General features: G+C 68.1%; 19 protein-coding genes. 10 read left to right on the forward strand and 9 right to left on the reverse strand.

Annotated elements, in window-relative coordinates; translation table 11 throughout:
- The first annotated feature begins 220 nt into the window (after positions 1-220).
- Positions 221-529, forward strand: coding sequence for a helix-turn-helix domain-containing protein (locus FHT37_RS16050; protein WP_183482820.1), 309 nt, complete (start codon positions 221-223; stop codon positions 527-529).
- Here FHT37_RS16050 and FHT37_RS25805 read toward each other — a convergent pair.
- Positions 524-841, reverse strand: a complete 318-nt coding sequence (locus FHT37_RS25805; protein WP_183482822.1) for a helix-turn-helix transcriptional regulator — start codon at positions 839-841, stop codon at positions 524-526. The genes FHT37_RS16050 and FHT37_RS25805 overlap by 6 nt on opposite strands.
- 337 nt (positions 842-1,178) lie before the next feature.
- On the opposite strand from FHT37_RS25805, the gene FHT37_RS16060 reads away from it, so the two are divergent.
- The 5 genes from FHT37_RS16060 to FHT37_RS16080 all read left to right on the forward strand — a co-directional run bounded on the left by FHT37_RS16060 (position 1,179) and on the right by FHT37_RS16080 (position 4,018).
- Complete coding sequence (locus FHT37_RS16060) at positions 1,179-2,213, forward strand: YiiX/YebB-like N1pC/P60 family cysteine hydrolase (protein WP_183482824.1); 1,035 nt, start codon at positions 1,179-1,181, stop codon at positions 2,211-2,213.
- On the forward strand, positions 2,210-2,452 hold the full coding sequence (locus FHT37_RS16065; protein ID WP_183482826.1) for a DUF3223 domain-containing protein: 243 nt from the start codon (positions 2,210-2,212) through the stop codon (positions 2,450-2,452). The genes FHT37_RS16060 and FHT37_RS16065 overlap by 4 nt, the downstream gene beginning before the upstream one ends.
- A gap of 29 nt (positions 2,453-2,481) precedes the next feature.
- Positions 2,482-2,877: a hypothetical protein gene (locus FHT37_RS16070; RefSeq protein ID WP_183482828.1), complete on the forward strand. Its 396-nt coding sequence runs from the start codon at positions 2,482-2,484 to the stop codon at positions 2,875-2,877.
- A gap of 629 nt (positions 2,878-3,506) precedes the next feature.
- The gene (locus tag FHT37_RS16075; RefSeq protein ID WP_183482830.1) at positions 3,507-3,881 is read left to right on the forward strand and encodes a hypothetical protein; all 375 of its coding nucleotides are present in this window, start codon (positions 3,507-3,509) and stop codon (positions 3,879-3,881) included.
- The gene (locus FHT37_RS16080; protein ID WP_183482832.1) at positions 3,878-4,018 is read left to right on the forward strand and encodes a hypothetical protein; all 141 of its coding nucleotides are present in this window, start codon (positions 3,878-3,880) and stop codon (positions 4,016-4,018) included. Before FHT37_RS16075 ends, FHT37_RS16080 begins: the two co-directional genes overlap by 4 nt.
- Before the next feature lie 448 nt (positions 4,019-4,466).
- Here FHT37_RS16080 and glmS read toward each other — a convergent pair whose 3' ends face one another.
- On the reverse strand, positions 4,467-6,341 hold the full coding sequence (gene glmS, locus FHT37_RS16085) for a glutamine--fructose-6-phosphate transaminase (isomerizing) (protein WP_183482834.1): 1,875 nt from the start codon (positions 6,339-6,341) through the stop codon (positions 4,467-4,469).
- A gap of 150 nt (positions 6,342-6,491) precedes the next feature.
- Between glmS and FHT37_RS16090 the strand changes: the two genes are divergently transcribed.
- The gene (locus FHT37_RS16090; protein ID WP_183482836.1) at positions 6,492-6,977 is read left to right on the forward strand and encodes an Lrp/AsnC family transcriptional regulator; all 486 of its coding nucleotides are present in this window, start codon (positions 6,492-6,494) and stop codon (positions 6,975-6,977) included.
- Between the two features lie 57 nt (positions 6,978-7,034).
- Here FHT37_RS16090 and FHT37_RS16095 read toward each other — a convergent pair whose 3' ends face one another.
- The 7 genes from FHT37_RS16095 to FHT37_RS16125 all read right to left on the reverse strand — a co-directional run bounded on the left by FHT37_RS16095 (position 7,035) and on the right by FHT37_RS16125 (position 14,614).
- Positions 7,035-8,216 (reverse strand): class I SAM-dependent rRNA methyltransferase, encoded by a 1,182-nt coding sequence (locus FHT37_RS16095; protein WP_183482837.1) that lies wholly within the window; start codon positions 8,214-8,216, stop codon positions 7,035-7,037.
- Between the two features lie 27 nt (positions 8,217-8,243).
- Positions 8,244-9,428 (reverse strand): AAA family ATPase, encoded by a 1,185-nt coding sequence (locus FHT37_RS16100; RefSeq protein ID WP_183482839.1) that lies wholly within the window; start codon positions 9,426-9,428, stop codon positions 8,244-8,246.
- A gap of 130 nt (positions 9,429-9,558) precedes the next feature.
- A complete protein-coding gene (locus FHT37_RS16105; RefSeq protein ID WP_183482841.1) occupies positions 9,559-11,199 on the reverse strand; it encodes a hypothetical protein in 1,641 nt (546 codons plus the stop codon).
- Between the two features lie 13 nt (positions 11,200-11,212).
- Positions 11,213-12,142, reverse strand: a complete 930-nt coding sequence (locus tag FHT37_RS16110; protein ID WP_255489701.1) for a tyrosine recombinase XerC — start codon at positions 12,140-12,142, stop codon at positions 11,213-11,215.
- Entirely contained in the window at positions 12,120-12,830 is a 711-nt protein-coding gene (locus FHT37_RS16115; protein ID WP_147239755.1) for a DUF484 family protein, read from the reverse strand. The genes FHT37_RS16110 and FHT37_RS16115 overlap by 23 nt, the downstream gene beginning before the upstream one ends.
- Positions 12,827-13,714, reverse strand: coding sequence for a diaminopimelate epimerase (gene dapF, locus FHT37_RS16120; protein WP_183482845.1), 888 nt, complete (start codon positions 13,712-13,714; stop codon positions 12,827-12,829). Before dapF ends, FHT37_RS16115 begins: the two co-directional genes overlap by 4 nt.
- Before the next feature lie 9 nt (positions 13,715-13,723).
- Positions 13,724-14,614 carry a lipid A biosynthesis acyltransferase gene (locus tag FHT37_RS16125; protein WP_147239757.1) on the reverse strand — a complete coding sequence of 297 codons (891 nt, stop codon included), beginning with the start codon at positions 14,612-14,614 and terminating at the stop codon, positions 13,724-13,726.
- Between the two features lie 162 nt (positions 14,615-14,776).
- Between FHT37_RS16125 and metK the strand changes: the two genes are divergently transcribed.
- From metK to FHT37_RS16140, 3 genes are all read left to right on the forward strand, one after another.
- On the forward strand, positions 14,777-15,955 hold the full coding sequence (gene metK, locus FHT37_RS16130; protein ID WP_091727749.1) for a methionine adenosyltransferase: 1,179 nt from the start codon (positions 14,777-14,779) through the stop codon (positions 15,953-15,955).
- A 128-nt stretch (positions 15,956-16,083) separates the two neighbouring features.
- A complete protein-coding gene (locus FHT37_RS16135) occupies positions 16,084-17,130 on the forward strand; it encodes a diguanylate cyclase domain-containing protein (RefSeq protein ID WP_183482853.1) in 1,047 nt (348 codons plus the stop codon).
- An 86-nt stretch (positions 17,131-17,216) separates the two neighbouring features.
- Positions 17,217-18,227, forward strand: a complete 1,011-nt coding sequence (locus tag FHT37_RS16140; protein ID WP_183482855.1) for a diguanylate cyclase — start codon at positions 17,217-17,219, stop codon at positions 18,225-18,227.
- Positions 18,228-18,242: the final 15 nt, after the last annotated feature.

Raw genomic sequence — 18,242 nt, forward strand, 5'->3', positions numbered from 1 at the left:
GCCGGAAGGCTAAACGCATGCCTCGGCCCTGAGACCGAGTCAGCGGGCCAGCGCATTCCGATCGGTCGGTAAGCGGCTGACGGCATATATACCGTCATCTATTCTGAGGGCACCGACTTGATGATGCAAACCTCTCCGCCATCTCGCAGCGATGGCGAGGTAAATAGATGCACTTTCCGGATATTGATTTCAGGGGATAGCGTGCCGGTGAAGGATCGCTATGCACAAGTCTCTTTACAGCCGGCCCAACGATGTGTTCCTAGCGCTCCTGCGCGATGTTCGCTTGGAGCGGCGCCTTCGCCAGTCCGATCTGGCAGTTCGGCTAGGTCGATCTCAAGCGATCGTCAGCCGGGTCGAGTCCGGAGCGCGCCGCCTGGATATCACCGAGCTTGTTGCCTGGCTGGCCGCGCTCGACACTGACATCGTGACTTTCGCCAAGCAGTTGCATGCTCGTTTGGAGGGAGACATCGCAGGGGTAAAGCGACGGGCGGCGAAGCGTCTGCGCACAGCCACGTTCGGTCGCTCATGACCCAGCACGGGCCCGACGTCGCGTTGGACGTTGAGCGAGCAGCACTTCGGCTTGCCCGAGAAGCTCCGACCCAGAAACGCCCAGAGCGCGGGCGATGCGCAGGAGCAGCCCCACAGTGGGCTGCCGCTCTCCGCGTTCCAGCTTGCCGTAATACGAGCGATCTACGCCCGCATGGAGGGCAAACGCATCCTGCGAGAACTCCAGCTCCTCTCGGACATGCCGAATCACCGTCCCGATCGCGCGAGCGACGTCCGGCTCGAACGATGTCGAGCGCTTGGGCGTTGTTGCGGAAGGGGCGGCAGGCTTTGGCACGGACGCGGAGGATGTCCGTGCCAGGCTCTTCAGGCCACGGCATATATGCCGTTTATTGCAACGCTAGTCTTCTCCGACGCGGCGATCCTCAGGCCGACTAGCGTGTCCCGCAAGCGCCGAGTGCCGTGTTCCGCCCCACTTGAAGTCGATGTCATTGCGGCCGAACATCGGCGGACACGAACACGAACACGAACACGAACACGAACACGAACACGAACACGGACACGGTCGCGACTGTGCTCGAACGCATCTGCGCGGCGGTGCCTGCCGCGGACGAGACCAACATCGCAGGACAACGAAGCTAGAGTCAGGGCTGCACCACAGCTTGAGGGCTTCTGTGTTCCTTCTCAACACTGATCGGCTTCATGTCGGAGACATCATCCTGACCTCCGACAAGACGCTGCGCAGCAAGGGCATTCGTGCGCTGACGCGCGGCGATTTCTCGCATGTCATGCTCTACGTGGCCGACCATAGTTACATCCATTCGGATGGATCCGGCGTTCATGCCGGAAACACGCAAAGGCGACTTTTCGGCAGTGCCGCTGGCGCCGTCGTACTTCGACTGAGGGACTTCGATGAGGCGACCGCCGAGCGGGCCTGTGCCTTCGCTCGCAGCGAGGTAGGAAAGCAATACTCCAGGATGGAGGCTGCGAGGTCGAAGTCGCGAAGGGAGGCGCCAGACCAACTCGAAGACTCGAACCGCCAGTTCTGCTCTCGGCTCGTGGCGCAGGCGTACGCGTTTGCGGGAACCTCCCTGGTCTCGAACCCGAACTACTGCTATCCAAGCGACTTTCTCGACTCACCGCAGCTGAGGACGGTTGAGACGCCGCTGAGGCATGCGAACAGCGCGGAGATCGAGTTTGCCCGGTCGGAGAGTCCGCTTGAGATGCAAACCCGAGCGACAAACTTCATCCTCAGCGAGGTGCGCAAGCTGAGCGGAATGGACATCCAGACCTTCGAACAACTTCCGGGTCTTCTGTTCAAAAGTCCGCAGCACGATCGAGCGGTCTGCGAGATCGTGAAGGCGTCTGGGTACCTCGAACTCTGGAAGGAAGATGTCCGGCGTAACCCATGGCGTTATGACGTCGAGCAGTTCGCGAGCCTGCCGCACTCGCCGAGCGAACTGGTGCGGGCCGCGCGGCTGGAACTACTGGGTGCCGCGCGGCAAATGGAACAGTTCAAGATGGCGCATGGCCAAGCACGTCGACCTGTACAACGAGATCCTGGCCGCTTATTCCCAGTTGGTTCCGATCAGGCCCAAGGTGCAGGTGCCGACGAGGATCACGACAAATGGCTAAGCCCGTCAAGCTTGCCAACGGCCGCGAATGGCGAACGCGCACGGCCGCCCTGGCCCACTTCCGGGACATCTTGAGCCGGTACAGCGTCGGCGACGAGGTCCCTCGTGGTGCCGACCACGACGACCTGGGCGCGCTGCTGCAGCACTACGACCGAATGCTCGCACCCGGCTCGGCCACCAAGACGGGAGCCGGCATCTTGCATTTCTCAAAGGGCCGAGCGGGGGGCGAGGGTTACAGCACGGAGTGTTTCTTCGTCCATCGCATCGATGGCACCGTTGACGACTTCAGCTACATCCATGCGGTCAACTCGTAGACCGCGATGAGCCAAGGGAATCGATGTCCATGATCGACATGAACACGCGCATCGAAATGCGCGAAATGGCGCTGCGAGAGCTTCAGGCAGAGCATTCTGAGTTGTGGGAATCGTGGAAGGTGGTGGAGTCCAAAGCTCAGCCGATCGCCGCCCTTGCCGGCGTATTCTTGGCGGGCGTCTTCACCTACCTTGGCCAACTTCCTTCGGCGGCGACCGGGTGCGAGCGCTGGATGCTCCTTGCAATCGCTGTGTTGTTGGTCGGATGCGCCATCAGCGCGCTCGGTGCCATCTGGGTCAAGGACATCGCGTTGCCCTACCTCAGCTCGGAGGGCGTCAAGGAAGTGGACGACCTGCTGCGTGAAGTCACGGACGCCAATGAGATGGCCCAGCGCCGCGAACGCATGATCATGGGATCTTTGCGCTGAGACGTTCAGCGGCGAGTTCGACTTGGACACCCCCGTCGGTCAGAGTCTGTTGCGGGGACTGCTCGCTCAACAGCCCAGCGTCTTGCACACGTTGCGGAGCTGGGAACCGACCATCCCGGTCGCCCGAGTCCCTAGGCCCGTCGCTGCGCCGCGTCCCGGCCCGGGACCGCGCCCCGAAGACGATCTCCCCCCATGGCTCAAAGACTATCTTTTCGGGCAATGGGGAGGCGCCGGCGTGCAGTCCGAGATTCGCTCGGCAGGCGTGGGTCCGGGCAACATCATTGGCAACGGTCTCGCCGCAGCACAGACCGCAACCATGATGGGCATGCAGGGCCAGACAGCAGCGCGCCTCAGTACGGCTGCGCAGCAGATCGCCTCTGGCGCTTCGCGTACGGTCCGCATCAATCAGTTCATGGACCTGTACAACGCTAACCAGGGAAAGGGCCTGCCGCGCCTACGGCTGCGAATCCGCAACCTGCCGTTGACCGTTGCCGCACCGATTCCTGAAACCCAATGGCGTACCAACGCAAAAGGCACGACCCACTCGACTCGCTGGGCTGGCCCAACGGCCAGTCAGGTCAGGGGCGCCGGAGCGGTCGCCGCAGAAAGCCGATGGGCCCGGAGTATGTATGGGCTGGTCCACCGGGAAGCTGGGGACTGGGTTGATCACCTTTGCGCCCACGGCCGCCCTCGACGCATGGAGCAGCATTGAATTCGACCTGGACGCGAACGGCAAGCGGCACATCCGGTCCTTCGACACCAACAAGTTCTTGGTCGCCTCAGCCCGTAACCAAAGCGGCAACGCCCTGGGACTGGCCGCCAGCGTCGCCGCGGTTCCTGTGGCGGTAGCGATCACCGCTGGCCTGGGCCTGACTGTGGTGGGCGCACCTCTAGTGCTGATCGGCTTGGCAGCAGGCGTTGCGGTGCAAGTCATCTGGAACGCTTCTGGCGGCGCCGACTTTGCGGAGAGCCAGGCGCGCGCCGCGCTCGGGATGTCTCGGTGAGGCCTCCGGACAACCTCTCCACCCTGAAAGGCACGCCGGTCGCCATGGCGATCGCCGGCGTGCTGATCGTGCCGGCGATGTGGGCGTTCCTGCTGGCGCCGCGCATCGTGCTGTCGACCGCTGCCTCCACGTTGTAGCCCACGAGGCCGCTGCCTGCGGCCTGCGTCGCCATGGCGCGTGCATCCGGATCCGTGAGGGAGACCCGCCTGTCTGGCTGCTTCAGGAGTGCTCCTCCATCTCCTCCAGCCACTGGGTCCGCTCACGCAGACCATCCAGCTTGAGACTGAACTGGGCGCATACCTTGGGCCGAATTCCATGAGCGGTAACGTCCTGTCCGCAGTTCGTCATCAAGATCCAGAACCGGCGCCAGTGAGATCGAGGAGAGCATCCCAGCGATATCTGGCAGCACTCGACAGCAAAGGGCGTTTTCATGAACCTTTGCGGCCGAGGTGCGGGTCGGCCGGGCGGAACGACATTTGTTGAAATTTTCGGAAATTGCCCTTTAATTGAACGTGGAGAGCCACCCCAAGGGAAAGTTTCAGAAATATTTGTGCGCCCGCGAGAAGCCCAACGCGCAGCCGCCCCTCACTCCACCGTCACACTCTTCGCCAGATTCCGCGGCTTATCCACGTCGGTGCCGCGCGCGCACGCCGTGTGATACGCCAACAGCTGCAGCGGCACCGTATGCAGGATCGGGCTCAGCGCGCCGTAATGCTCCGGCAGCCGGATCACATGCAGCCCGGGCTCGCTCTCGATCCGCGTGTCGCCGTCCGCGAAGACGAACAGCTCGCCACCGCGCGCCCGCACTTCCTGCATGTTGCTCTTGAGCTTCTCCAGCAGCGTGTCGTTCGGCGCCACCGTCACCACCGGCATCTGCGCCGTCACCAGCGCCAGCGGGCCGTGCTTCAACTCGCCCGCCGGGTAGGCCTCGGCATGGATGTAGCTGATCTCCTTGAGCTTCAGCGCCCCCTCCAGCGCGATCGGGTAATGCAGCCCGCGGCCCAGGAACAGTGCGTTCTCCTTGCGCGCGAATTCCTCGCTCCACGCGATCACCTGCGGCTCCAGCGCCAGCACCGCCTGCACCGCCACCGGCAGGTGGCGCAGCGCCTTCAGGTGCTCCGCCTCCTGCTCGTCGGTCAGGTGGCCCCGCGTCTGCGCCAGTGCCAGCGTCAGCAGGAACAGGCCCACCAGCTGCGTCGTGAAAGCCTTCGTCGACGCCACGCCGATCTCGGCGCCGGCGCGCGTGATGTAGGCCAGCGCGCATTCGCGCACCATCGCGCTCGTCGACACGTTGCACACCGTCAGCGTGTGCAGCATCCCCAGCGAGCGCGCATGCTTGAGCGCCGCCAGCGTGTCCGCCGTCTCGCCGCTCTGGCTGATCGTCACCACCAGCGTGCGCGGATTCGGCACGCTCTCGCGGTAGCGGTACTCGCTGGCGATCTCCACGCTGGTCGGGATCTTCGCGATGCTCTCCAGCCAGTACTTGGCCGTCGAACCCGCGTAATAGCTGGTCCCGCACGCCAGGATCAGCACCGAGTCGACCTCCTTGAACACCCGGTACGCGCCGTCGCCGAAGAGCTCCGGGCTGATGCCCGTCACCGCGTCCAGCGTGTTGGCGATCGCCACCGGCTGCTCGAAGATCTCCTTCTGCATGTAGTGCCGGTACGGCCCGAGCTCCGCGGCGCCGCTGTGCGCATGCACCGTCTTCACCTCGCGCTCGACATTGACGAAACGCCCCGTCGCCGCATCCTTGCGGCTGATCCAGTAACGGCCCAACTGCAGGTCGACGACGTCACCCTCTTCCAGGTAGACGATCTGGTCGGTCACGCCGGCCAGCGCCATCGCGTCGGAAGCGACGAAATTGGCGCCCGCGTATTCGTCCCTGCCCACGCCCAGCACCATCGGCGAGCCCTCGCGCGCGCCGATCACCCGATGCGGCTCGTCCTTGTGGAACACCGCGATCGCATACGCGCCGCGCAGTTGCCCCACCGCGGTCTGCACCGCCTCCAGCAGGTCGCCGTGGTAATGGAAGTCCACCAAATGGGCGATGACCTCGGTGTCGGTCTGGCTGTGGAAGACATAACCGCGGCCCTTCAGCTCGGCGCGCAGTTCGTCGTGGTTCTCGATGATCCCGTTGTGGACCAGCGCCACGCGGCCAGGCTGGCGATGCACCTCGGCGCCCGGGCCGTGAGAGAAGTGCGGATGGGCGTTGTGCACCGCCGGCGCACCGTGCGTCGCCCAGCGCGTGTGCGCGATGCCGGTGCCGGCCGCCACGCCGTCCTGCGCGGCCAGCGCCTGCAGCTCCGCCACCCGCGAGGTGCTGCGCGCCCGGCGCAGCATGCCGTCCTGATGCACCGCCACGCCGCAGGAGTCATAGCCGCGGTACTCGAGCCGCTTCAAGCCCTCGATCAGGATGGGAACGATGTCTTTCTGGCTGACCGCGCCGACGATGCCGCACATGGTGTGTCTCCCCGGGTGTCCCGGATGAATTGCGAATGGGCGCCATCCTAGGCACGCCGATCAGGTGGATGCTTTCAAATTTATGCCACCAATGAAAGAATCACTCGCTCTCGACGCGCTGCGCCATATTCTTTCATAGTTAAATAAAAAATGAAATCTTCCATCGAGCTGGACACCGTCGATCTGAGGGTGTTGGACCTCCTCCAGCAGGATGCGTCGCTTTCCAACCAAGCCTTGGCGGAACGTGCGCATGTCTCGCCCGCCACCTGCCTGCGCCGCGTGCGGCGGCTGGTGGAAATCGGCGTGATCGAGAAGCAGGTGGCCATCCTCTCGCCGGACAAGCTGGGCGCGGGCCTGTCGGCACTGGTCGAGATCACGCTCGACCGCCAGGGCGCCGAGCACCTGGACGCCTTCGAGGCCATCGCCGTCGCGGCGCCCGAGGTCCAGCAGTGCTGGCGCGTCGCGCCTGGGCCGGACTTCGTGCTGGTGCTACAGGTGCCGGACATGCCGGCCTATCACGCGCTGGTGCAGCGGCTCTTCACCCAGCAGGCCAACGTCCGCAACGTGAAGGCCTTCTTCAGCGTCAAGCGCGCGAAGTTCGAGCCGCGCCTGGCCCTCCCGGCGGCGCGCCCTTGAGGCCCCCCACTCTCCCGCTTGCGGGTGAGGCTCGGGGGAAGGCCAGCGCTTGCGCCGTCAGCGCTTGAGGATGAGCAACCCCTTGAGGTACTCGCCCTCCGGGAAGTAGATGGTCTGCGGATGATCCGGCGTCGCGCCGACGCGGTCCAGGATGAGCCCGTCCGCGCCCGCGTCGATGCCGGCGCCGGCCACGATCTTGTGGAACAGCTCCGGCCCCACGCCGCCCGAGCACGAGAAGGTGAAGAGCAGTCCGCCCGGATTCAGCAGCATCAGCCCGAGCCGGTTGATGTCCTTGTAGGCGCGCGCAGCGCGCTCCGCATGGGCCGCCGTCGGCGCGAACTTGGGCGGGTCCAGCACGATCGCGTCGAAGCGCCGCCCCTGACGGAGCAGGTCGCGCAGCGTGTGGTTCACGTCGGCATCCAGCGCCGTGTGCCGCGCCGGATCGAAGCCGTTGAGCGCGACGTGCGCGGTGGCGCGCTCGAGCGCGGGCCCGGACGAGTCCACGCTGATGACTTCGCTCGCGCCACCGGCCAGCGCCGCGACGGAGAAGCCGCCGGTGTAGCTGAAGCAGTTCAGCACCGACTGGCACCCGTACTGCCGCACCGCCTCGGCGAACTTGCGGCGGTTGTCGCGCTGGTCGAGGTAGTAGCCGGTCTTGTGGCCCTCGGCCACGTCCAGACTGAGCTTCCAGGTGTTCTCCGAGATGACGATCTCGGTCGGGCCCTCGCCGCGCAGCCAGCCGGTGACCGGCGCCAGGCCCTCGAGCGTGCGCACGTTGGCGTCGGAGCGCTCGTACAGCCGTGTCAGCCCGGTCTGCGCGAGCAGCTGGTCGGCGATGGTCTGCTTCCAGCGCTCGGTGCCGGCGGACAGGAACTGCGCGCTGAGCGTGTCGCCGTAGCGGTCGACGATCAGCCCGGGCAGGCCGTCGGCCTCGCCATGGATCAGGCGCACGGCGTCGGAATCGATCGGCATGCGCGCCCGCAGCGCGATCGCGGCGGCGATGCGGCGCTCGAAGAAGGCGGCGTCGATGCGCTCGCGCTCATCGAAGCTCCAGGCGCGCACGCGGATCAGCGATTCCGGGCTGAACGACGCCCAGCACAGGAAGCGGCCATCGGCGGCCTCGACCCGCACGGTCTCGCCGGCGTCGGCCTTGCCCTTGGCGATGGAGCCCTCGAACACCCACGGGTGGCGGCGCAGCAGCGAGCGGTCCTTGCCCTCGCGCAGACGAATTGCTTTCATGGGGGCGGATTGTCCTTGACGACGGCGCTAGTCGTCGCCCAGCCCCTGCACCTGCCGCGGCACCGGCGGCCAGGTGCCGTTCCTGCGGCGCTCATCGAACCAGCGATGCATCGCGGCGTCCTGCACCGCGTACTCGCCGCGCGCGGACTTCCAGACCAGCACCGGCGAGCGCTCGCGCAGCGACTCCAGCGCCCGCTGCGCCATCCCCACGCTGACCGGCTGGGCCAGCAGTTCGCCATAAAAGCGCAGCGCCTCGGCATCGAAGGCGCGGAAGCGCCCGCCCATCTCCAGCAACCGCCACAGCACCACCTGCTCGATGGGCTTGAGGCCCAGGAAGGTGGATTCCATCTCCTCCTCGTCCCGGCGCGAATGCTCCGAGGAGGCCTCCAGCAGGGCCTTCTCGAAGCGCCCGCGGATGCCGGAGAAGGGGCTCAGCACGCCGTCCAGCGTCGACATGAACAGCTGCGGCCGATGACCGATGGCCTCGAAGGCCTGCTGGAGCGCCGCTTGGTCCACCGGCGCCAGCGAGGGACGTTGCGCTTCGATCAGGCCGGCCACATGCGCGATGAAATCGGCCCCCAGCGGCGGCATGCGTTGCACCTGCGATCCGAAGAACGGCGCCGCGTTCGAATTGACCAGCCGCATGAGCTTGTCGCGATCGGAGCCGGACATCACCAGCATCAAGTTGACCTCGTCGCGCCGGTTCAGCTGATCGCGCGCCGACTTCAGCGAGGTCATCGCCACCTCGCCGCGCTCGCTGGTCAGCGCCTGCTGCGCCTCGTCGATGATCAGCGCCACCGGTTTGCCGGCAGTCTCATGGAGCGCCCGCAGCGCGTCGACGAGGGTGAGTCCGTCCACCCGGCCGATACGGCTCGTGTCCACCTGCAGCCAGCCCGCCAGGCTGAGCTTGTCCAGGCCTGCCTTCTTCGCGGCTCGCGCGACCAGCCCGAGTTGAGGCTCCAGCGCCTTGCCGATGGCGTCCGCGATGACGGTGGCCGGATCGCGGCCGGTGTCCTCCCACAGGTCCGTGTAGACGACCACCACGCCTTCGGCCTCCAGGGCCGGCTTGAGGTCGGCCTGCAGGAAGGTGGATTTGCCGGTCCGCCGGGGCCCGGACAGGAACAGGCCGTTGTGGGCGTCGCCGAAGAGCGTCCGGCCCATCAGCGCCGGCACCATCTGCCGCGCCAAGTCGGTCCGGGGGAAGGAGATCATCGTTTTATCGGCAAATTATCGGGAAGGCGATAATTTATCGGTCCGCCCGATAAAACTCAATAATCGGCGCCGCGGCCCGCTGGCGGACCGCGTGGCGCGGGGGCCGGAATCCGCTGCGCCCCGGCCCCAATCAGCGCTTCGCCGCCGGCCCCAAGGTCCCGAAGGCCCAGCCGATGTTCAGGCTGACCATCGGGGTGCTGTGCTTCTCGCCGCCCAGCGCCTTCCACTGGCCGACGCCGACCTTCACCCGCAGGCGGTCACGGCCGGTGCCTTCCCATTGCGTCCAGACCTCGCCCTGCGTCACCGCGCCGCCGCCGACCGACACGCCGCCGCCGCCCGCCGCGCCGACCAGCGCTTCCGCGCCGACACGCATGCCGTTCCACTTGGGCGACTGCGCGCCCAGGCCGAACATGCCGTAGGAGAACGCGCCCGCCTTGCCCAGCGCCGCGCTGCCGGCGTGCGCCACGCCGTACCACGGGCCGCCGAAGTCGCGCGTCATGCCGATGCCCAGGCCGGTCACGTTGTCGCGGGAGCCGTCCTTGAACTTGAAGTCCTTGAAGTAGGGCGTGCTCAAGTACAGCGTCTGCGCGCGCACCGTGCCCGACTCCAGCGGCGGCGTGTTCAGGATGCGCGAGACCTTCTCCAGCGGCAGCGCCAGCGACCCGCGCACCTGGAAGGAGTCGTAATGGCCCCACGGCGCCTTCATGTAGCCCGCATCCAGCCGCAGCGTCGGCCCCCAGGGCGTGATCCAGCGCAGCGTCGGCCCGACCCGCACCAGCCAGCCGTTGCCGGTGTCCATGTCGCCGCCGCCGCCCAGGCCGAAGGACAGCTGCCCGCCCACCCGCAGGCGCTGGCTGCCGATGCCCCAGTCCTGGCCCGCGTTGGCGAGGATCTCCATGTAGCCGTCGTGACCGCCGGACGCGGCGCCCGAAGCCTCCAGGCCCCACCACGAGGAACCGTCGCCGAAGTACTGCCGCAGGTCGCCGCCGGCCTTGCCCTTGCGGCCGGTGAGCGGCACGCCGCCGCGCGTGCGGCTGCCGCTGCGCGGCTTCTCGACGCCGGCGCTCAGCGCGATTTCGTCGAAGCCCATGCCGGTGCGGTCGCCCGCGCGGCCCGGCGAGCCCGAGTCGCTCGGGCTGAAGCTCAGGAAGCGGTCCATCCGGCCGATGGTGAACGCGACGCCGGTGTCCTTGATGTTGCCGTTGCCGTTCGGGAAGGTGACGTGCGACACGCCCACGCCGGCGTACCAGTTTCCGAACTCGCCGCGCAGCGACAGCTCCGGCCGCAGCATCAGGCCGCCGCCCGGACGCACCTTGTCGGAGCTCACGCCGCCGCCCGCGCCGGCATAGACGCTGGCCGCCAGGTGCAGGTTGGGGCCGACGCGGAAGCGCCGCTGCAGGTTGAAGCCGACGGTGAACAGCCCGCCGAACTCGCCTTTGGCGGCGCCGTAGGCGGCCGGGCCGATGCCCCAGTCCTCGTTGATGGCGACCATGTAGTGCGCCCCGAGCAGCGCGGTCTTCTGCCCGGTGGGCATCTTGATCGGCGACCAGTTCAGCTCGAACGCGGCGGGCCGGCTGTCGGTCGCGGTCACGACCCGCGGCGGCTCCTTCAGCTCCGGCGTCACGGACGGCGCCGAGACCACCGGCGGCTCGGCCCCGGGCGCTTGCGCCTGCGCCTGGGCCTGCGCTTGGGCCGCGAGCAGCGCCGAGCACAGCAGCAGCGGACGGGACGGGAACGGGGCCTTCGAGGCGATCAGGGCGGTGCGGGGCATCGGGATCAATCGGTTATTTCTTGCGGGCACGCGGGTGCGCCGCGTCGTAGATCTTGGCCAGGTGCTGGAAGTCCAGCCGGGTGTAGACCTGCGTGGTGCTGATGTTGGCGTGGCCCAGCAGTTCCTGGACCGCGCGCAGGTCGCCGCTGCTCTGCAGCAGGTGCGACGCGAACGAGTGGCGCAGCATGTGCGGATGGACGTGCGTCGGCATGCCCGCAGCCAGGGCCCGCTGCTTCAGGCGCTTGCGGACCTGGTCGGCGCTCAGCCGGCGGCCGCGCGGGCCGACCAGCAGCGCCGGCTCGTCGGCCGCGGCCCATTGGCCGCGTACCGCCAGCCATTGCTGCAGGGCCGCCAGCGACGGCCCGCCCAGCGGCACCGCGCGGCGCTTGGCGCCCTTGCCCAGCACCTGCGCCTCGGCGGCGTCGGGCACGATCCAGCCGGCCGAGCCAGCGTGATGCCGCAGGTCCAGGCCCACCAGCTCCGACACCCGCAAGCCGCTGCCGTAGAGCAGCTCGACGAGGCAGCGCTCGAGCGCTTCCATGACGGGATCGGCGACGTCCTGATGGTGCTCAGCCAGCCGCACCGCGTCGTCCACGCCCAGCGCCTTGGGCAGGGGCCGGCCCTGCTTGGGCGCGTGCAGGTCGGCGATCGGATTGGCATCGACCAGCCCCTGCTGCCCCAGCCAGCGGTACCAGCCGCGCCAGGCGGACAGGATCAGCGCCAGCGTGCGCGGCTTGAGCTTCTCGGCATGCAGCTGGGCCAGGCCGCGCCGCGCCTGGTGCGCGCTCAGGCGCAGCAGGTCCAGCCCCTGCGCCGAGGCGAAGCCGGTCAACCGCTGCAGCGCTTCCGTGTACAGCGTCAGCGTGCGCTCCGCCAGGCGGCGCTGCACGCGCAGATGGTCCAGGTAGCGGCGCTGCTCGTCAGTCAGGCTGACGGTCGACATGGCCGGCGGCATGGGGGTCGGCGTGCAGCAGGCGCGACAGCGCGGCGCTCGCGATCTCGCCGACGCGGGACAGGAACTCGGTGCCCATCTCGGCCGTGTAGCGCGTCGGATCCGGCGAGCCCAGCACCAGCAGGCCGAAGGGCTGCGCCGGCGCGCCCGCCGTCAGCGGCACCAGCGCCAGCGACGCGACGTCGTCCTCGAGCCAGCGCGCCGCCTCGAAGCCCGAATTGATGCCGCAGTAGGGCTGGTTCAGGCTGCCGACAAAGGTCTTCACGTCCGGGTTGACCTCGGCCGCGAACGGCGCCAGCGCGTGGCCCGCGCCGACGTTCCACAGCCGCAGCCCGGCCTGCGGGATCAGGAACTGGTGGCGCAGCTCGCGCAGCAGCACCTCAGGCAGCTGGCTGTCGTCGCGGGTGAGCATCAGCGCCAGCGTCCAGCGGTGCAGCCGGTCGGCGATCGCGACGTTCTCCTGCCCGTTGCGGATCATCTCGATGATCTTGTGCTCCAGGCCGCGGATCTTGTCGCGCAGCAGCTCCGCCTGGCGCTCCTGCAGCGACACCGCGCGCTGCCCGTGCGGATGCGAGATCCGGACGTTGGCCAGCAGCTCGGCGTGACGTTCGAAGAACGCCGGGTCATTCGCCAGGTAGTCGGCGATGTCTTGTTCGGTGATGCCTTCGATGCCGCTCACAGTTCGATTTCTCCTTCAAAGACCGTCTGTGCCGGCCCTGTCATGTAGACCGGGGCGTCGAGCCCCGGGCCGCCCGGCGTCATGCCGGCCCATTCGATGCGCAGGTCGCCGCCGCGGGTGTGCACTTCCACCGCCTCGTCCAGCCAGCCCAGCCGGATGCCAGCCACCACCGCCGCGCACGCGCCGGTGCCGCAGGCCAGCGTCTCGCCAGCGCCGCGCTCGTACACGCGCAGCTTCACCTCGCGTCGGCTGATCACCTGCAGGAAGCCAGCATTCACGCGCCGCGGGAACGCCTCATGGTTCTCGACCAGCGGGCCCACGATGGCCACCGGCGCCTGGTCGACGTCCTCGACCCGCTGCACCGCGTGCGGATTGCCCATCGACAGCACCGCGACCTCGGCCGTCATGCCGTCGCCCAGGTCCAGCGGCCAGCGCGCGTAGCCGCCATCCACGCCATCCGCCGGCCGGGCCGTCGCGCGCGCCGGATCGAACGGGATCGCAGGCAGGTCGAAGACGGGCGCCCCCATGTCCACCGTGACGCGGCCATCGTCGCGCAGGCGCAGCTCGAGCAGCGCGTTGATCGTCTGGACGCGGATGGTGCGCTTGTCGGTCAGCCCCTTGTCGACGACGAAGCGCACGAAGCAGCGCGCGCCGTTGCCGCACTGCTCCACCTCGGAACCGTCCGAGTTGAAGATGCGGTAGCCGAAGTCCACGTCCGGCGTCTTCGGCGCCTCGATCACCAGCACCTGGTCGCAGCCCACGCCGAAGCGGCGATCGGCGACGCGCCGCAGCTGATCGGCGCTCAGCGGCATCGGGTGGCGCGTGGCGTCCAGCACGACGAAGTCGTTGCCGGCGCCCTGCATCTTGGTGAAGCGCAGTTTCATGGGGGCGGATTATCGGGAATACAGCGACGGCTCGCCGGGCGGCCGCGTCTTGAATCGCTTGTGGACCCAGAAATACTGGGCCGGGTGTTCGCGGATGCGGTCCTCGAGCCAGCGGTGGAAGCGCAGCGCGTCGGCCTCGACATCGCCGCTGGGGTAGCCGGTCAGCGGTTCATGGGCGTGGATCACGATGCCCTCCCCCTTGGGCAGCATCGTGACGATGACCGGCTGCACCACCATCTTCATGGTCTCGGCGATCTTGGCCGGCGCCAGCAGCGTGTTGGCCGGCACGCCGAAGAAGGGCACGAAGGCCGAATCCTTCGGACCGAAGTCCATGTCCGGCAGGTTCAGGAAGGAGTAGCCGTCGCGGATCGCCCGCAGGATGCTGCGCACGCCCTCCTGGCGATCGACCAGCTTGGTCGTCCCGAAGCGCGAGCGCGCCTTGCGCAGCGCCTCGTCGAACAGCGCGTTGCTCTGGCGCTGGTAGATGCTGGCGCCCGGGCGCGACTGGTTCAGCATCAGCGCCGGGCCGATCCAGTCCAGGCCCACGAAATGCGGCATCAGCCACATCACCGGCCGGTCGACCTGCTCGGAGAGCTTGATGTTGCCCTCGATGCGCATCAGGCGCAGCAGGCGCCGGTCGGACGCGTACCAGAGCAGGCCGCGCTCCAGCAGGCTGCGGCCCAGCCAGCCGAAGTGCTCGCGCACCAGGGCCTGGCGCTCGGCGGCGGATTTCTCGGGGAAGCAGAGTTCCACGTTGCGCAGCGCGACGCGCCGGCGCGATCCGGCGACCCGGTGCAGCAGCGCGCCCAGTCCCCAGCCGAGCGCGGCCAGCCAGCGCAGCGGCAGCCAGTGCAGCAGCCAAAGCAGCGCGATCAGCGCATATGTACCCAGTTTTCCCATCCACCCATCCGTGGGCCCTTTCGGGCCTTTCCTATAATGCGCGCCCATGTCGCCGAGTTAATCTGGACAACTTGCGGGGCGACTCATAAATCCCGCTAAAGCGTTCGCCGCCTGACTCCCAGGTCTCGGCAACGCCCGAAGACTGAATCACAGGAGTTTAAATTGGCGAGCGATTTCCTCTTCACCTCGGAATCCGTATCTGAAGGCCACCCGGACAAGGTGGCGGACCAGATCTCCGATGCCATCCTCGACGCGATCCTCGCCCAGGACCCGCGCTCGCGCGTCGCCGCCGAGACGCTGTGCAACACCGGTCTGGTGGTGCTGGCCGGCGAGATCACGACCAACGCCCACGTCGACTACATCCAGGTCGCCCGCGACACGATCAAGCGCATCGGCTACGACAACACCGAATACGGCATCGACTACAAGGGCTGCGCCGTGCTCGTGGCCTACGACAAGCAGAGCAACGACATCGCCCAGGGCGTGGACCAGGCGTCCGACGACCACCTGAACACCGGTGCCGGCGACCAGGGCCTGATGTTCGGCTACGCCTGCGACGAGACGCCCGAGCTGATGCCCGCGCCGATCTACTACGCGCACCGCCTGGTCGAGCGCCAGGCCCAGCTGCGCAAGGATGGCCGCCTGCCCTTCCTGCGCCCGGACGCCAAGAGCCAGGTCACGATGCGCTACGTCGACGGCAAGCCGCACAGTATCGACACCGTGGTGCTGTCCACGCAGCACGCGCCCGAGATGTCGCTGGGCGACAAGATGAAGCCCGAGTTCTACGAGGCGGTCATCGAGGAGATCATCAAGCCGGTACTGCCCAAGGAGTGGCTGCAGGACACGAAGTACCTGGTCAACCCGACCGGCCGCTTCGTCATCGGCGGTCCGCAGGGCGACTGCGGCCTGACCGGCCGCAAGATCATCGTCGACACCTACGGCGGCGCCTGCCCGCACGGCGGCGGCGCGTTCTCGGGCAAGGACCCGACGAAGGTGGACCGCTCGGCCGCCTACGCGGCCCGCTACGTGGCCAAGAACATCGTGGCCGCGGGCCTGGCCAAGCAGTGCCAGATCCAGGTCGCGTATGCGATCGGCGTGGCCCGTCCGATGAACGTCACCGTCTACACCGAAGGCACCGGCGTGATCTCCGACGAGAAGATCGCCGCGCTGGTCAACGAGCATTTCGACCTGCGGCCCAAGGGCATCATCCAGATGCTGGATCTGCTGCGTCCGATCTACGGCAAGACGGCGGCCTACGGCCACTTCGGCCGCGAGGAGCCGGAGTTCAGCTGGGAGCGGACCGACAAGGCCAAGGCGCTGCGCGCCGCGGCGGGGCTGTAAGCCCTCCCCACTCCCCCGGTCATTTGCCGCGCATTCATCGATTGATGTGCGCTTGACCCCCGAAGTCAGGGCCGCCTCGCGCGGCCCTGAGCGTTTCCGGCAGCCGCTTCGCGCGGCAGAATCGCCGGATGCATCCCCTGCCCGCCGCGCCGACCCCGCTGACCATCCTGATCGTCGACGACCAGAGCGCGACACGCGTCGCGCTGACGGCGGAGCTCGACCGCGCCGGCCACCGCGTGCTGGAGGCCGACAGCGCTGCCTGGGCGCTGGAGCTGTTCCGTCGCTACCGGCCCGACCTGGTGCTGATGGACGTCGAGATGCCGGGCCACGACGGCTACTGGACCTGCCGCGAGATGCGCGCCGCCGAACCCGGCGGCTGGACGCCGATCATCTTCCTGAGCCAGTTCAAGCAGGACGAGGACGTCTGGAAGGGCATCGAGGCCGGTGGCGACGACTACCTGGTCAAGCCGGTGTCCGCGATGATCCTGCACGCCAAGCTGCGCGCGATGCAGCGCCTGGCGCTGATGCGGGCCCGGCTGGTGCAGATGTCCGAGGATCTGCGCGCGGCCAATGCGCAGCTGGAGGAGCTCTCCAGCGTCGACGCGCTGACCGGGCTGATGAACCGCCGCGCCCTGGACGCCCGCCTGCAGCAGGAGCTGGACCTGGCCCGGCGCGAAGGCAAGCCGCTGACGCTGATGCTGTGCGATGTCGACCACTTCAAGCGCTACAACGACGCGGCCGGCCACGTGGCCGGCGATGCCTGCCTGCGCCGCATCGGCCAGCTGCTCAAGGAAACCTGCCGCCGCCCGAGCGACTGCGCCGGGCGCTACGGCGGGGAGGAATTCGCGCTGGTCCTGCCCAACACGCCGCGCTCGGGGGCGATGACCTATGCCCGGGCGCTGATGCGCACGGTGGAGCTGGCGGCCATCCCCCATCCGGATTCCCCCACCGGCGGCACCATCACCCTCTCGGGCGGCATCACCACCTGCCTGCCGGACGAGAGCACCAGCGCCGAGGGGCTGATCATCCGCGCCGACGACGCGCTCTACAACGCCAAGTCCACGGGCCGGAACCGCTTCTTCAGCTACGAGATGCAGATGGACACGGCCGAGCAGCGGCGCGCGGTCGTCCCGTCGGCGGGGCCCGCCTCGCCGCCTCCCGCCACCCCCACTTGAGGCATGTCCGGACCGCCTCGCGGCGGAGCGGCCCCGCATAATCGGCCTCGGCACGTTTCGCTGCCGCCTGTCGACGACGCCCGGCCATGGACGCTTCCGCCTCGCTGCCGCCTCTTCGCATCCTGGTCGTGGACGACCAGGCCAGCACGCGCGGCTTCCTGTGCCGCCAGCTCCAGGCCATCGGTCATCACACCCTGGAGGCGGACGGCGGCGACAGCGCGCTGGCCCGCTTCGATGGCGAGCGCCCGGACCTGGTGCTGCTGGACGTCGAGATGCCCGGTCACGACGGCTACTGGGTCGCCAGCCAGATGAGGGCGCACGAGCGCGGCGGCTGGACGCCGATCATCTTCCTGTCCAGCCGCGACCGCGACCAGGATCTCTGGCAGGGCATCGAATCGGGCGGGGACGACTACCTCGTCAAGCCGGTGTCCAACACCGTGCTGCAGGCCAAGCTGCGCGCGATGCAGCGGCTGCGGCGGATGCAGGCGCGGCTGCAGGAGGTGTCCGATGAACTGCGCAACAGCAACGAGCGGCTGGAGAAGCTCTCCGGCGAGGATGCGCTGACGCGCCTGATGAACCGGCGCGCCTTCGACGCCCGGCTCGCGCAGGAGATCGCCTGCGCCCGGCGCGACCAGCAGCCGCTGACGCTGGTGCTGTGCGACATCGACCACTTCAAGCGCTACAACGACGGCTACGGCCACCTCGAGGGCGACGCCTGCCTGCGGCGGGTCGCGCAGTTGCTGCAGCAGACCTGCCGACGCCCGCGCGACTGCGCCGCGCGCTACGGCGGCGAGGAGTTCGCCCTCATCCTGCCCGGCACGCCGCGTTCCGGCGCGATGACCTTCGCGCGGGCGGTGATGCGCACGCTGCGCAACTGCGACATGCGCCACCCCGATTCGGTCGAGTCCTACGTCACCCTCTCCGGCGGCATCACCACCTGCGTGCCCGATGCCGACACCAGCGTCGAAGGCCTGCTTCGCCGCTCCGACGATGCGCTCTACACGGCCAAGTCGCGAGGCCGCAACCGCTTCTTCAGCTTCGAGATGCAGATGGACACCGTCGAGCAGGCGCCCAGCGGCTTCGCGCCGCTCTCCTGACAGAACCCATGCCCC

This window comes from Mitsuaria sp. BK037, from assembly GCF_014193045.1.
In the GTDB taxonomy this organism is placed as follows: domain Bacteria; phylum Pseudomonadota; class Gammaproteobacteria; order Burkholderiales; family Burkholderiaceae_C; genus Roseateles.

Excerpts from the sequence above, each read along its gene's own strand:
- dapF (WP_183482845.1), bottom strand. The coding sequence starts at position 13,714 with ATGAAACTGCGCTTCACCAAGATGCAGGGCGCCGGCAACGACTTCGTC.
- FHT37_RS16050 (WP_183482820.1), top strand. The coding sequence starts at position 221 with ATGCACAAGTCTCTTTACAGCCGGCCCAACGATGTGTTCCTAGCGCTC.
- FHT37_RS16075 (WP_183482830.1), top strand. The coding sequence starts at position 3,507 with ATGGGCTGGTCCACCGGGAAGCTGGGGACTGGGTTGATCACCTTTGCG.
- FHT37_RS16140 (WP_183482855.1), top strand. The coding sequence starts at position 17,217 with ATGGACGCTTCCGCCTCGCTGCCGCCTCTTCGCATCCTGGTCGTGGAC.
- FHT37_RS16125 (WP_147239757.1), bottom strand. The coding sequence starts at position 14,614 with ATGGGAAAACTGGGTACATATGCGCTGATCGCGCTGCTTTGGCTGCTG.
- FHT37_RS16100 (WP_183482839.1), bottom strand. The coding sequence starts at position 9,428 with ATGATCTCCTTCCCCCGGACCGACTTGGCGCGGCAGATGGTGCCGGCG.
- FHT37_RS16070 (WP_183482828.1), top strand. The coding sequence starts at position 2,482 with ATGATCGACATGAACACGCGCATCGAAATGCGCGAAATGGCGCTGCGA.
- glmS (WP_183482834.1), bottom strand. The coding sequence starts at position 6,341 with ATGTGCGGCATCGTCGGCGCGGTCAGCCAGAAAGACATCGTTCCCATC.
- FHT37_RS16135 (WP_183482853.1), top strand. The coding sequence starts at position 16,084 with ATGCATCCCCTGCCCGCCGCGCCGACCCCGCTGACCATCCTGATCGTC.
- FHT37_RS16110 (WP_255489701.1), bottom strand. The coding sequence starts at position 12,142 with ATGTCGACCGTCAGCCTGACTGACGAGCAGCGCCGCTACCTGGACCAT.
- FHT37_RS16095 (WP_183482837.1), bottom strand. The coding sequence starts at position 8,216 with ATGAAAGCAATTCGTCTGCGCGAGGGCAAGGACCGCTCGCTGCTGCGC.
- FHT37_RS16105 (WP_183482841.1), bottom strand. The coding sequence starts at position 11,199 with ATGCCCCGCACCGCCCTGATCGCCTCGAAGGCCCCGTTCCCGTCCCGT.
- FHT37_RS16090 (WP_183482836.1), top strand. The coding sequence starts at position 6,492 with ATGAAATCTTCCATCGAGCTGGACACCGTCGATCTGAGGGTGTTGGAC.